Below are 14264 nucleotides of genomic sequence, written 5' to 3' on the forward strand. Positions count from 1 at the left end.
ATAAATATTAGATATATATCACTCCTTTTATTTCATTCAGCGAATAAGACATTAAAAAGCCCGCTAATTTGCGGGCTTTTTTTGTTCTCTATTGGCTTAAACTTAAAGCACTCTTTGACTCACATAAGAAAAGCCTGTCGCTTCATACTGCGACTTCTGTACCATGCCGAGCACATCTTTTGGTTGGTATAGGTGGCTGTCATACACAACAACCACACTTTCATCGCCTCTTTCCAAGAAATTCTGCTCACCATATTCGGTGTAGCGCGTTGCACCCACTGCGACCACTAGCTGGCTTGGGAGATTTGCTTGTTTGAGTAATGCGTGAATGTTTTCCATCGGACCACGATCCACTTGATGATTCATCTGATCACGTATCCAATCCAGCAGATCCGCATAGAAATAGGAGTATTCGTTTACCGCGCAATCTTCCCCGTAGGCGAATACCTGCTCTCCTCGCTTATGAAAGCTCGCGATTCTAAATCTGCCGATATCGCTATCAGGAGTGAGTCGTTCTAGTTCAATAAGCTGGGATGCCAAGCCTTTTGACGCTGCACCCCAATTTTTCTTCTCACTGATTTTATTCGCATCAGGGCGTCGAATCGAACAATCATTAAATGCGCCAAAATGCGTCGGCGTGAGCTGTAAGACCTGACCACCTTCATAAGTAACATCACAGATCAGGGCGAGCTCTGGTTCAATTTGTAAGTTCAAAATATCATTTGGCAACTTGGTCGTATCGGCACTTATTGGATATGTCGACAAATACGGATGTTCGATAAAAGGCACATAAATGGGGAACAATGCTTGGGGCTTGTTAGCGTTCACATCTCCGTAGAGAGCAAAGTCATCAGCCTCACCAGCTTGTTGCAGGTGACCTGCGAAGTTTCCCGCGATACCTAAGATCATCGCATCTTCAAAATTGTGCATACGTTTACTTGTTCCTAATTATTCGTCGTGATTCGCGATGATATGTCTCGTCAAATCATCAATTTCTGCCAGCAACCAAGTCAGCGCGAGCAAATCTGCACTGCCGCCCGGACTAAGGTTTTTTTCAATAAGCTGGCGGTCAAAATCCAGTAGCTGCTCTTCGAGGTTTGGATTATGCCAACCACCACTCTCAATAAGCTTCGATGCTATGTTCTGCACATAACGCAAACCATGCATCCCACCACGAGATACCACGTTGGTATCTTGATTGTGCACCATTAGCGTGAGCAACACTTGCCATAATGCTTGTTCTGCGGACGCGCCTTCATACAGCGCTTGTTGGTATGCAGGCAAACTGTAAGTCATGATCGTTTGATAGCCAGACGCCGCCTCACCTCTTGCTCCAGTTAAACCAAATTCTCGATACAGCCGCTCACCATGAGTTTCCGTTTTAGAGTCGGTATTTTTCAGCTCTTGAAATACCATTAACGCACAGCTGCGCTTAATAACTTGGCTAATGTGCAGAGAGTCAACCGCAATGCCCTTGCCTTTTAACCAGCCGATCGCGCCACATACCAATCCAAGTCCAAAGATCATCCCTTTGTGGGTATTCACACCACCAGTCGCGGTAAACATTGCGCGTTCAGCTTGAATTCCAACCGGACGCAACACATCCAGTAATGTCTCTGCCGAGTGCGTTGAATGCGCAAGACCAGCGTTAAGAAAGCCATTGAGAAAAGGACGAATTGCACTCGCGCTGGCTTCAAACAGCGGCACATTCATATCTGAGTGAGCACCGTTGCTAATAAGGTCAACAAGCCCCGGTTTTGGGGACAAGTGCACTTCCACCAGCATCGCGTGATACGCCAACTCAGAAACCAAAGAGAACAGATTCACCTTTACAGCAGAGCGATGCGTAACGCTTGGAACACGCTCGATATTTTGGTCGAGCAACAGTTTAAGAGCAACATTCGTCATAACACACCATCGACTCTATGTGAGAAACCAAGGTTTGAAGATCATGTTTACGCGAGCGCGCGCAAATCACGGCATCTTGTTCGCAAATAAGGCATTTTCTTCGAGTCATCCCTTGCCCTTTTCTTGAGATGATCTTTCCATCGACATCGATCACATCTAAATCCATTAACCGACCGAGACGATGGTTATTCTCTATCTCAATCATGGCTCGTTTGAGCGCCATGGCATTCGGTGCTTGGACCGCAAAAATTGCCTCTGGACCTGTGACTTGTCGCAGCAATTGACGTCCTGCCATTGACCAGCCTTTTTCGAGACAAGTGGCTTGAATCGCTTGCACACCCTGTTCAAAGATTCGCTCCGTGCACTCCGTCATTTTCTGCGGACCTGGCATATTGACGGTAAACGACAGCAAAGGAAGGGAGTAGCGTTTTAACCACTCACCTTGTCGTTTCACACGAGCTTCTTTGTTGCTCAAGACATCATCGAGACCAACTTTCAGCCCATAGCGAATGCTCATTCAGATTTAACCTTTCTGATGACATCAATCACAGAACCATCGCGATAACGTACATAACCCACCACTTGATCGTCATATTCAATTGGTTCCGCTTTGCCCGTTAATGATTGCGCTCTCGCAACCAAGGCTTCCATATCAAGCACAGGCAGTCCTGCGTTCAACAAACGCTCTTTTACTTCTGGGCGTCGAGGATTTACGGCAATACCATGGTCAGTCACCAACACATCTATCGATTGACCCGGCGTTACCACGTTTAACACTTGCTCTACGACAGTTGGAATACGACCACGCACGAGCGGAGCCACAATCACGGCAAGGTTTGCGCCTGCCGCTGCGTCGCAGTGACCACCAGACGCGCCACGAATCACACCATCAGAACCGGTGATAACGTTGACGTTGAAGTTCACATCAATTTCAAGCGCGCTGAGAATGACCACGTCTAGGCGATCAACCACTGCGCCTTTGGAAGATGGGTTAGCGTACTCATTCGCTGAGATTTCAATATGGTTTGGGTTTCGAGCAAGTGAGTCCGCAGCACCAGAGTCAAAACACTGCACGTCGATTAGATTTCGGATCAGCCCTTTCTCGTGCATAGAGACCATAGTTGAGGTAATGCCACCCAGCCCAAACTCAGCAGTTATACCTCGTTTTTCCATGCTATTTTCTAGAAAACGTGTGACGGCAAGCGACGCACCACCAGACCCAGTTTGTAAGCTAAAGTCTTGCTTAAAGTAACCAGAATTTATAATCACATCGGCAGCACGTTTTGCAATAAGCAGTTCACGTGGGTTACTGGTAAGACGCGTTTCACCGCCACCAATTTTGCTCGCATCACCAACTTCTTCGACTTCGACTACGGCATCCACCAAATCTTGTGTGATTGATGCTGGGTGATTTGGATAACCGACGATAGATTCAGTAAGCATGACCACTTTACGCGCGTGTTGAGCATCGATTTTGGCGTAACCCAAAGAGCCGCAGCGAGATTTGCCGTTCATGCCATTTGCATTGCCAAACTCATCGCAACAAGGCACACCGATGAACGCCACATCGATGTTTAGCTCGCCTGATTTAATCAAGTGCACACGTCCTCCATGGGAGTGAATATGCACAGGTTCTTTGAGCAAACCATGAGAAATGGCTTCACCAAGCTCACCGCGAATACCTGATGTGTAAATCTTACTCACTACGCCGTTTTTGATGTGCTCAACAACCGGCGAATGAATACCCGTTAAAGAGCTTGAAGCCAGTGTCAGATTCTTATATCCCATCTGAGCGATAGTATCTAACACCAAGTTAACCACCTTATCGCCACCTCGAAACGCGTGATGGAAAGAGATCGTCATACCGTCTTTAAGCCCAGAATCTAAAATGGCGGAACGCAGATCTGACTTTAGCTTTCTCGACTTTTTAGAGTTTGAGTCTTTGAGATGAGGCGTTAACGCATTTGCCTCTGAAAACAGTGACAACGTCTCTGGCAGCAATGCTGGTTTGATGGATTCCATTTGTTTCATGTTCGTGCCCTATTCTTTAATTCCAGATTGCGCTTTTTGTAACGTCCAACGAGCTCTCTCGATAATTGGTCCATCGACCATTTTTCCGTTAAGTGAAACCACACCAAGCCCTTGCTCTTGCGCTTCTTCTGCTGCCTCGATAACTTGAATCGCGTAATCCACCTCTTTTTGAGTCGGTGCAAATACGTTGTGAAGTAGCTCGATTTGCCTTGGGTTAATCAGCGATTTTCCGTCGAAACCTAACGACTTAATGTGTTCCGCTTCATTGAGGAATCCTCGCTCGTTATTAGCGTCGGAATAAACGGTATCGAACGCCATAATGCCCGCAGCACGCGCAGCTTGCAGAATAGAACAACGGGCAAACAGCAACTCTGTCCCTTCTGGGCTACGTTGCGTTTTTAAGTCCCTGACATAATCTTCAGCACCCAGTGCAATACCAATTAAACGCGAAGACGATTGAGCAATTTCGATGGCGTTATTCACACCTTGCGCACTTTCGATTGCCGCCATCATTTTAGTGCTGCCAACTTCTCTGCCACATACACGTTCGATGTCTTCAATGCAGCGCTCCATTTCTTGCACGTCTTCTGCACTGTCTGTTTTTGGTAGACGAACTACATTGACGCCCGCACGCACAACGGCATGCAGATCTTTTAAACCAAACTCAGACTCTAGTGGGTTCACACGGACTACTGTTTCAATCTCTTGGTACAGAGGATGTTGCAGCGCGTTAAACACCAACATGCGGGCGGTGTCTTTTTCTCTCAGCGCCACAGAGTCTTCCAAATCAAACATGATCGCATCAGGCTGATAAATGAAGGTATTACTTAACATGGCGGCGTTTGCCCCTGGAACAAACAACATGCTACGGCGTAACTTACTCATGATAATTTGCTCCATTGAATGTCATTGCTGTCTGCCGCGCGCATGACTGCAGCCTGAACGCGAGCTTTAATCACACAATCTAGTGCGCCTTTGTCTTCCACTTCTAACGTTGCGGAAGTCACGCCCATCGAATTGAGCACATCATGAATCAACGCTTCAATGGCTTTGCCAAACTGCTTTTTCACTGTGCTATCAAGAGAAATGTCGATGTCACCTTCTGGATTGGGTGAGATACGAACTTGCAAGTCACTGGATTCCAGCGTCCCTGCAAAAGCGGGTTTTATTATTTTCATTGAAAGACCTTTAACACCTTGGTTAAAAATTAATTGGGCTGTTAAGCAGCCACTGTTTCTTGGGTAAGACACGGTAAAGCGTCCGTGTGCCTTTGTAGGTAGTCGATAGAGGTTGAGGGTAAAAAGTGAACCAGTTGATCCAATTGCCCTTTCTGCAAGAGTTTTCGCACCGTTGACGCTGAAATCGTGGTGCCTGACGCACACTTACGCTCTATTTCAATAACGCTGATTGGTGCGCCGTGGAGATCCTTGGTGGTTAATCTGTGTTTCATTTGTTGGTTGTAATAATGAGTCACAACACAGTCTGGCTCCGTCCCAACAAATCGGTGTGTAATGCCTAATGCTGGCGCAATATGCTGACGATATAAATTTAGATCAATAGCGGTATGACAATAATCAATCAATCGCTTCTCTTTAATAAAGTAAGTAGGAAACGTTGCTTTAGATATTATATATTTTGAACCATGATGAATCGTAAGATTAGGAATATGTTTAGTGCCACTTTCAATCATGTTCAAACGATCGTGATAAGAAAAACCTTTACCCTCTTCGCTGACGACAAATAAATGTAGCCAATCACATTGTGACGCCGCCGTTTCAATTAAGTATTGATGCCCTAAAGTAAACGGGTTTGCATTCATCACAATGCTGCCTATTTTATCACCGTCTTTCTTTTTCTTTCTTAATGAACGTACAAAGTTTCTTAAATTGGTCTGACTATTTTCCATCAAGACTAATTTATCGTCCGCAAAAGAAATGGGGAAAAAACCAGATTCACGAAACCTTTGCATATTCTGAGGCTTGGTAAACAAGAACAGATCAAAGCGCCCCATTTCATAAGCCATCGTGGTCAACTCAGTCATTAATCGTAGAGAAAATCCAGTACCTTGTAAGGCAGGATCAATCGCAATAGATTTTAGTGTTGAGCCAGCAAGACCGCCGCAAGCAATTATTTTACCTTGAGACTTCGCCACCACAAATCGCTCTACATCAGCGTCAACATCCAAATCATAACAAGTTAGAAACTCGGTAATAGCACCAAATTTCTCGTATTGATTTCGGTTCACTCGACTAAATGCGTAGGTGTCAAACATGATCATCATCCTCTTTCGTGTTGCCGCCATCATGCGTCACTTGAATTTGAAAAATGATGATCCGTATCGACTATTTTCTTCTACTAAACGTCATTTATGAATTTAATGAATTTAATTACTTAACTATCTGTAAATTAAGTGATTGGATAATTAAAAACTTTAAATTCATAAGTGTGTATATATTCCACAAAGTAAAATGATCACACTCACAGTTAGGTTTTTCATTCAAATTTAAATTATGCCATGTTAAATCAACACGGAATAATAATGATGAACGAAAAGACCCTTTCAATAACTGAAACAAGAAGCCAGGGATTAGACTTATTATCTCAAGTCCGAATCTTTGGCTTACCGTTACCGCTATATGCATTTATGTTCGCGGTCATGTTAATTGCACATATGACAGACACCATCCCTGATAATATTGTCGGCGGTTTTGGTTTTATGTTTGTTGTTGGTGCGCTATTTGGCGAATTGGGTAAACGCCTACCTATTTTTAACAAATACATTGGCGGTGCGCCTGTTATGATCTTCCTTGTCGCAGCTTGGTTTGTTCATGCAGGTTTATTAACCCAAAACGAAATTGACACTGTCACTGCAGTTATGAAGAAGACCGATTTCCTCGACTTGTTCATTGCCGTTCTGATCACTGGCTCGATTTTGGCGGTTAACCGTAAGCTACTGCTTAAATCATTAGTTGGTTACATTCCGACCATTCTTGCTGCCGTTGCAGGTGCTTCAATTCTCGGCATTCTTGGCGGCATGATGTTTGGCATTTCTATCGACAAAATCATGATGCTTTACGTACTGCCTATCATGGGTGGCGGTAACGGTGCAGGTGCGATTCCACTTTCTGAAATCTATGAGTCAGTCACGGGTGGCTCGAAAGAACAGTACTACTCGGTTGCAATTGCAATTTTAACCATCGCTAACATCGTAGCGATTGTCGCAGCAGCCGTTCTAAACAGCATTGGTGAAAAAGTACCGTCTTTGACTGGTAATGGCGAGCTATTGCGTAAGTCTAATTTCGATGTTGAAGAGAGCGAAGCACCAAAAATCACTCCACGTGAAATCGCGATTGGCTTGATGATGGCGGCATGTATTTACACCTTCTCATCCGCCCTTTCTAAAGAAATACTGCCAGGTTTTGGTGACGTAAAAATCCACACTTTCGCTTACATGGTCATCATCGTTGCGATTGTGAACGCCTGTGGTATCTGCTCTGAAGAAGTGAAAGAAGGCGCAAAACGTTTGTCTTCATTCTTCTCAAAACAATTGCTTTGGCTGCTCATGGTGGGCGTTGGTATCGCTTATACCGACCTTGGCGAAATCATGAATGCACTAACCTTCACGAACTTAATCATCGCAACACTGATCGTTGCTGGCGCAATCATTGGTGCCTCTGTCGGTGGTTGGTTAATGGGCTTTTACCCAATCGAGTCTTCAATCACTGCCGGTCTATGTATGGCAAACCGTGGTGGCTCTGGTGACCTTGAAGTTCTTGCTGCTTCAAACCGCATGAGCTTGCTGTCTTACGCGCAAATCTCATCTCGTCTTGGTGGCGGTATCGTACTGGTCATCGCAAGTGTCGTGTTCGGCATGTTGGGCGGTTAACCCCCTTCTTATTTTGTCAAAGAGCAAAGTCTTCCTTTGCTCTTTGTTTTGTCCAATGGGAGATATTAATGGAAGTTAATTTATTCACCGAAGGCTTAAACCTCATGACACTGGGTATGGGTTTTGTCTTCACTTTTCTTGTTTTCTTGGTCTTTGCTGTCAAAGCCATGTCTCGCTTTTTGGGGCGCTTTCATGTCGAACCAACTCCCCCTCCGCAAAAGAAAGTGTGTGCTGCCAAACCATCAAACGATGATAACCAACTCGTCGCTGTGATTGCTGCCGCTATTCATCATCAAAAAATCAAACAAAGCTCGCTATAAGAGGAATTCGAATGTCTGAGTCTACTAAACGCATTGGCATCACTGACGTTGTATTACGTGATGCCCACCAGTCGTTATTTGCCACCCGTTTACGCATCGACGATATGCTGCCAATCGCCCAACAGTTGGATGACATCGGCTATTGGTCACTTGAGTGTTGGGGTGGCGCTACGTTTGATAGTTGCATTCGTTTTCTAGGGGAAGATCCTTGGGAAAGACTGCGAGAGCTCAAAAAAGCGATGCCAAAAACGCCGTTGCAAATGTTGCTTCGAGGTCAAAATCTATTGGGTTATCGCCATTACGCTGACGACGACGTTGATAAGTTCATTGAACGCTCCGTGGTAAACGGCATGGATGTATTCCGTGTATTTGATGCGATGAACGACCCACGAAACATGCAACAAGCGATTGCTGCGGTGAAAAAACAAGGCGCACACGCTCAAGGTACACTCTGTTACACCACTAGCCCTGTTCATAACCTACAAACCTGGGTCGACATCGCACAACAATTGGGTGAACTGGGCGTTGACTCGATCGCAATCAAAGACATGGCGGGCATCATGACGCCAACCTTAGCCAGTGAGCTGGTTTCAACATTAAAACAGCAAGTGGATGTCGACCTTCACCTGCATTGCCACTCGACCGCTGGAATGGCTGATATGACGTTAATGAAAGCCATTGAAGCTGGTGTAGATCGTGTGGACACAGCGATTTCTTCCATGAGCGGCACTTACGGTCACCCAGCAACAGAATCTCTGGTTGCATCACTTCAAAACACTGAATACGACACAGGTTTGGACATTTCAGCGCTGGAAGCTGTCGCTGCATACTTTAGAGAAGTACGTAAAAAATACGCCGCTTTTGAAGGTCAGTTAAAAGGCTCAGACTCTCGCATTATTGTGGCGCAAGTCCCTGGCGGAATGTTAACCAACATGGAAAGTCAGTTGAAACAGCAAAATGCCGCAGACAAGCTTGATGCGGTGTTAGAAGAGATCCCGAAAGTCAGAAAAGAGCTGGGGTATCTGCCGCTTGTCACGCCAACGTCGCAAATCGTCGGCACACAGTCTGTCATCAATGTCCTTATGGGTGAGCGCTACAAAACCATTACTAAAGAAACCGCTGGTGTCTTGAGAGGCGAGTACGGCCAAACGCCTGCTCCTGTCGACACGGAACTGCAACAGCGTGTGTTGGAAGGTTCAGAACCAATTACTTGCCGCCCTGCCGATAAGTTGGAGCCAGAACTGGATCACCTGACCACAGAAGTGACCACTCAAGCAAAAGCGCAAAACATTCCGCTCTCCGGCAGCGCTATTGACGACGTACTTACTATCGCGCTTTTCCCACAAGTGGGTTGGAAGTTCCTAGAAAACCGCAACAACCCAGACGCCTTTGAACCCGCACCTTGCAATGAAGCAGCAAGAGCAACAGCACAAACAAAAAATAAGACCAAACCAGAGAAACAAACCATGAATGCTACCTCAGAAAGCGGTGTTTACACCATTACCGTCAACAACCAAAGTTATGTCGTTCAGGTTGACGCAGGTGGCGATATTCAAGCCGTGTCAGCCCCCCAACCTGCACCATCAAAGCCAGTGACAACCGCTCAAGATGCCGAGCCGATGAACGCCCCACTTGCGGGTAACATTTGGAAGATCCACACCAAGCCTGGTGATGAAGTTGAAGAAGGCGATGTGCTACTGATTCTTGAAGCGATGAAGATGGAAACAGAAGTTCGCGCACCACGTTCCGGAAAAATCGCCAGCATTGATGTGTCTGAAGGCGACGCAGTAGATGTAGGCGAACCTTTACTTCAACTGGCGTAACGAGGCATTAGTCACATGGAAAATGTCTTAGCGTTAGTGAATGACTTTGGTTTGTTCCACCTCGAATGGGGACAAGCCATCATGCTTATTGTTGGCTTGATTTTGCTTTATCTCGCTATTGTTAAACAGTTCGAACCTTTGTTGTTGGTGCCAATCGGCTTTGGTGGGATTCTTGCTAACCTACCTGATGCAGGCTTAGCCTTGTCAGCGGTAGAAAACGCGCTCCATGCTGCCAAACCAGAGGTAATGTCCGCATTTGGCTCTGTGTTGAACATTGCGACGGACTCCGCTGCCGAAGTAAAAACGGCACTTGCAACGGCGACACCAACTCAACTTGCCAACATCCACTTACTCGCAGAAGAGTATCAATACTCAGATGGTATGCTGTACCTATTTTACAGCATTGCTATTGCATCTGGCGCTGGTCCTTTGGTGATATTCATGGGCGTAGGCGCAATGACGGACTTTGGTCCATTGTTAGCCAACCCTAAAACCTTGCTTCTTGGTGCGGCAGCTCAGTTTGGTATCTTCGCAACTGTGCTCGGCGCTCTGGGTTTGAGCTCTATGGGTTTGATGGATTTCAGTGTCGCGCAAGCCGCTGCTGTGGGCATCATTGGTGGCGCAGATGGTCCAACGGCAATTTATGTATCTAGCTTGCTCGCACCAGAGTTACTGGGTGCTATCGCTGTAGCAGCTTACTCTTACATGGCACTTGTACCTTTGATTCAGCCGCCAATAATGCGTGCGCTGACCACAGAATCAGAACGCCAAATCACGATGCAGCAATTGCGTAAAGTGAGCAAGTTAGAAAAGATTTGCTTCCCTTTGCTCCTGTTGATTCTGATTGCCATGTTGCTTCCTTCGGCGACACCGCTACTAGGTATGTTCTGCTTTGGTAACTTAATGCGTGAATGTGGCGTAGTTGAACGTTTATCGGATACTGCTCAAAACGCGTTGATCAACGTCGTCACCATCTTTTTGGGTCTTTCTGTGGGTTCCAAATTGGTTGCCGATAAGTTCTTACAGCCGCAAACCATCGGTATTCTCGCACTTGGCATCGTCGCGTTTTGTATTGGCACAATGGCAGGCGTATTGATGGCAAAACTAATGAACCGTTTCGCGAGTGAAAAAGTGAATCCACTGATTGGCTCTGCGGGTGTCTCTGCGGTTCCGATGGCAGCAAGGGTGTCAAACAAAGTGGGTCTAGAAGCAAATGCACAGAATTTTCTACTAATGCACGCGATGGGACCAAACGTAGCCGGCGTTATTGGCTCGGCGGTTGCAGCGGGCGTGATGATCAAATATGTGATCGGTTAGACAGTTACACAAGGAACGAGGCTCGATTGACTATCTTCAATAGATCTCGATCAGGTCTCTTCCTTGTTTCATTTGATAATTTACCCTTCAATCAATAAGAAGCTTACCATTCATGCCAGACCGAACATTTCACGACTACCTCTGCCGTAACCTCTCTTTTAGACAGCGTGTATGGGCGCTGCTTTTTGTGGTTGTTTCGTTTCAATTGCTCCTTATCGGTGGTTATTTCCACCACATCCTTTCTGATACGTTAAACCATCAGGTCAGTGCGCGCGCAGTCATACAAGCTCGTGAAATTGCCAGCGACCCTCAACTGATCGAAGCGGTCTCTTTACGAGATACAGCGCGGGTACAAAAACAAATTAAGCGCCTACAAGGGATTTCCGATGCCAACTTCATCGTCGTCGGCGATAGTAAGGGCATTCGCTTAGCGCATCCAGACATCAAAAAAGTTGGCTACCCGATGCAAGGTGGAGACAACATACGCGCCCTTCAACAAGGATTGCACTACTACTCAATACGAGAAGGCAGCTTAGGTTTTTCGATACGTGGGAAATCCCCCATTATTTCCTCAACTGGCGAGATCATTGGTGTTGTTTCAGTAGGCTATTTACTGGATACCGTTAGTAATTTACTGATCCTCTACTCCACGCCGTTTTTCTTTGCCTTATTGATCATTCTAGTTTGCTCATCTTTGGGCGCTTGGTTCTTCTCTCGTCATATAAAAAGTCAGATGTATGGTATGGAACCAGAAGAGATCGCCCTCTCCCTCCGCGTGCAAAACTCGGTGTTTGAAGCGGTTTACGAAGGCATTATTGCGGTCGACAAACAAGGTCGTATTTTGTCGGCAAACCAGAGGGGACTTAAGATTCTAGGAATTGCGCGTAATCTTTCCCACCTCCAAGGTCGAATGGTGAACGAATACGTCACCCCTGCTGACTTTTTCTTGGGAGCAAAGATGGCAGAAGACTCGGAGGAGTCACAGAGACAGCATCAAGTTATTACCTGTAATGGCGAAACCTTGGTCGCGACTCGTGTAAAGATTTGGGAAGACAATCAACACTCTGGCTGGGTCATCAGCTTCAGACCGCGCAATGATTTAAGCACGCTCACATCACAACTTAACCAAGTTCAGCAGCAAACCGACAATTTACGAGTATTGAGCCACGAATACGCAAATAAGCTTTCTACGGTCAGTGGGCTGATTCAAATCGGCGCGTACGAAGAGGCGCTCAGTGCCATAAGGCAAGAAACAGAAACACATCAAAAGCTGATTGATTTCATTTCTCGTACGTTCAACTCCAAAGTGATTGCGGGTCTGCTATTAGGCAAATACAGCCGAGCAAAGGAACTTGGTCTCGCTCTCCATTTTGATCCGTACTGTCACCTAAGCGGTACACCAACCAAACTTACTGATGATGAGTTAGCCGCCATCATAGGTAACCTACTCGACAATGCTTATGAAGCAACGTTGAAAAACCCTGACAGCAACAAATGCATCTCGATACTAATTTCTGACGCCAACGAAACGGAATTGGTGGTCGAGGTTGCTGACAATGGCACTGGAATACCCGATGAAATCGCAGAATCCCTATTTGATAAAGGGATCACCAGCAAATCGCAACCGGGACACGGTATTGGCTTGTATTTAGTCCACCAGCTTGTCAATAACGCTGGCGGTGCAATCCTCGTCGACGATGCCGAACCAACCGGAACAATCTTTTCTTTATTTATTCCTAACGAGAGTTTGAAAGATGGAAATTTATGACGTTTTGATAGTAGAAGATGAATCCAATATCGCGGACTTTCATTCTTACTATCTTCAGCAAACACAACGTTTCAGACCTATCGGAATTGCAAAAAGTATCGCTGAAGCCAGAAAGATGATTCAGTTACTGAAGCCAAAACTGGTCTTATTGGATAACTACTTGCCTGACGGCAAAGGCATCGATTTATTGAAAGACATAACCGCTGCCAAGCAGTCACCAGATGTTATTTTTATCACCGCCGCCAATGACATGGAAACAGTAAGAGAAGGCGTAAGGTGTGGCGTGTTCGACTATCTGCTAAAACCGATCTCTTATGATCGCTTAACCGATTCTTTAGAGCGCTATCTGAAGTACACCAGTTCGTTAAAAGCAAATGACAACATCAATCAACGCCACGTCGACGAGCTGTTTAACTTTCAATCCAAATCATCACACATGCAAGCCTTACCCAAGGGGATCGATGAGCTCACGCTCGATAAAGTCACGAATGCCTTTGATGATGGCGAAATTATTTACACGGCGGAGTCTCTAGGCAATGAAGTCGGCATCAGCAAAACAACAGCAAGACGTTATCTTGAGTTTTTAGCCGCAAAAGGGTTTCTACTTGCTGTGATTCAACATGGTAAAGTTGGTCGCCCTGAAAGGGTTTATCAAAAGAAAATGTAACCTCCCCCTTGCTTAGGAAGAACGCTTTGAAACCCTACGATTCAAAGCGTTCCCTAAACGTCGTTGAAGCAACAACGTAAATCACAAGGTCAGATCCGCGGAGATAATTTCTGTGCCGTCGGAGACTTCCAATCGTTCAAGGTTATCACTGTGCGCCTTGCATAATGGCACCACGAAAACCTTACGCTCTTCCCCGTCTTTTCTAACCAGAACACCATAATCATGCTCTGCGGTACAGTTGGCTTCGCAGCAAAGGCGATGCTTAACGGTGCTGAAGTGACGCCAATACGCTAGCCACTCTAGTTTTGCTTTTTCCGTAATTAGCTCATCAGATATCTTACTTACTATCATACTCATACCATTTGTTTAGTAGACAGAAGCATTACACCGGATCATTGAGTTTGAGTTTCTAAGCGCGTTCAAAGAAAAGCGCAGATTTAATGCATGATTTAATTTCTATGGTTTTTATTCTCTTTACGCTCCCAAAGGGCACTCTTTGCAAATATAAGGGCCTTGGCTTGTATACTTTGTTGCCGCTTCTTGA

14 protein-coding genes are annotated in these 14264 nt (G+C 45.7%); 6 read left to right on the forward strand and 8 right to left on the reverse strand.

Annotated features, from left to right (window positions below; translation table 11 throughout):
- Window positions 1-102: 102 nt before the first annotated feature.
- Genes VHA02S_RS07835 through citC form a run of 7 tightly spaced genes read right to left on the reverse strand, consistent with a single transcriptional unit; the run spans window position 103 to window position 6211 of the window.
- Complete coding sequence (locus tag VHA02S_RS07835; protein ID WP_038897544.1) at window positions 103-930, reverse strand: DUF5718 family protein; 828 nt, start codon at window positions 928-930, stop codon at window positions 103-105.
- A gap of 18 nt (window positions 931-948) precedes the next feature.
- Window positions 949-1908, reverse strand: a complete 960-nt coding sequence (gene citG, locus VHA02S_RS07840) for a triphosphoribosyl-dephospho-CoA synthase CitG (protein ID WP_038897545.1) — start codon at window positions 1906-1908, stop codon at window positions 949-951.
- Complete coding sequence (gene citX, locus VHA02S_RS07845) at window positions 1889-2425, reverse strand: citrate lyase holo-[acyl-carrier protein] synthase (RefSeq protein WP_038897547.1); 537 nt, start codon at window positions 2423-2425, stop codon at window positions 1889-1891. Before citX ends, citG begins: the two co-directional genes overlap by 20 nt.
- The gene (gene citF, locus VHA02S_RS07850) at window positions 2422-3930 is read right to left on the reverse strand and encodes a citrate lyase subunit alpha (protein WP_370445481.1); all 1509 of its coding nucleotides are present in this window, start codon (window positions 3928-3930) and stop codon (window positions 2422-2424) included. The genes citX and citF overlap by 4 nt, the downstream gene beginning before the upstream one ends.
- Before the next feature lie 18 nt (window positions 3931-3948).
- On the reverse strand, window positions 3949-4824 hold the full coding sequence (citE, locus tag VHA02S_RS07855) for a citrate (pro-3S)-lyase subunit beta (protein ID WP_021452683.1): 876 nt from the start codon (window positions 4822-4824) through the stop codon (window positions 3949-3951).
- Window positions 4821-5117 (reverse strand): citrate lyase acyl carrier protein, encoded by a 297-nt coding sequence (citD, locus tag VHA02S_RS07860; RefSeq protein ID WP_017818060.1) that lies wholly within the window; start codon window positions 5115-5117, stop codon window positions 4821-4823. The genes citE and citD overlap by 4 nt, the downstream gene beginning before the upstream one ends.
- A 41-nt stretch (window positions 5118-5158) precedes the next feature.
- Window positions 5159-6211, reverse strand: a complete 1053-nt coding sequence (gene citC, locus VHA02S_RS07865; RefSeq protein WP_038897625.1) for a [citrate (pro-3S)-lyase] ligase — start codon at window positions 6209-6211, stop codon at window positions 5159-5161.
- 270 nt (window positions 6212-6481) lie between these two features.
- Here citC and citS point away from each other — a divergent pair, with 270 nt between their 5' ends.
- From citS to VHA02S_RS07895, 6 genes are all read left to right on the forward strand, one after another.
- The gene (gene citS, locus VHA02S_RS07870) at window positions 6482-7825 is read left to right on the forward strand and encodes a citrate/sodium symporter CitS (RefSeq protein WP_038897626.1); all 1344 of its coding nucleotides are present in this window, start codon (window positions 6482-6484) and stop codon (window positions 7823-7825) included.
- A gap of 68 nt (window positions 7826-7893) precedes the next feature.
- Window positions 7894-8145 (forward strand): OadG family protein, encoded by a 252-nt coding sequence (locus VHA02S_RS07875; RefSeq protein ID WP_017818057.1) that lies wholly within the window; start codon window positions 7894-7896, stop codon window positions 8143-8145.
- 11 nt (window positions 8146-8156) lie between these two features.
- Window positions 8157-9968, forward strand: a complete 1812-nt coding sequence (gene oadA / locus VHA02S_RS07880; protein ID WP_038897549.1) for a sodium-extruding oxaloacetate decarboxylase subunit alpha — start codon at window positions 8157-8159, stop codon at window positions 9966-9968.
- Between the two features lie 15 nt (window positions 9969-9983).
- Window positions 9984-11285 (forward strand): sodium ion-translocating decarboxylase subunit beta, encoded by a 1302-nt coding sequence (locus tag VHA02S_RS07885; RefSeq protein WP_005445449.1) that lies wholly within the window; start codon window positions 9984-9986, stop codon window positions 11283-11285.
- Window positions 11286-11397: 112 nt separating this feature from the next.
- Entirely contained in the window at window positions 11398-13053 is a 1656-nt protein-coding gene (locus tag VHA02S_RS07890; RefSeq protein WP_038897550.1) for an ATP-binding protein, read from the forward strand.
- On the forward strand, window positions 13040-13720 hold the full coding sequence (locus VHA02S_RS07895) for a response regulator (RefSeq protein WP_005445452.1): 681 nt from the start codon (window positions 13040-13042) through the stop codon (window positions 13718-13720). Before VHA02S_RS07890 ends, VHA02S_RS07895 begins: the two co-directional genes overlap by 14 nt.
- 81 nt (window positions 13721-13801) lie before the next feature.
- On the opposite strand, the gene VHA02S_RS07900 is transcribed toward VHA02S_RS07895, so the two are convergent.
- The gene (locus tag VHA02S_RS07900; RefSeq protein ID WP_005445453.1) at window positions 13802-14071 is read right to left on the reverse strand and encodes a hypothetical protein; all 270 of its coding nucleotides are present in this window, start codon (window positions 14069-14071) and stop codon (window positions 13802-13804) included.
- Window positions 14072-14264: the final 193 nt, after the last annotated feature.

This window comes from Vibrio harveyi NBRC 15634 = ATCC 14126 = KCTC 12724 (assembly GCF_001591145.1).
In the GTDB taxonomy this organism is placed as follows: domain Bacteria; phylum Pseudomonadota; class Gammaproteobacteria; order Enterobacterales; family Vibrionaceae; genus Vibrio; species Vibrio harveyi.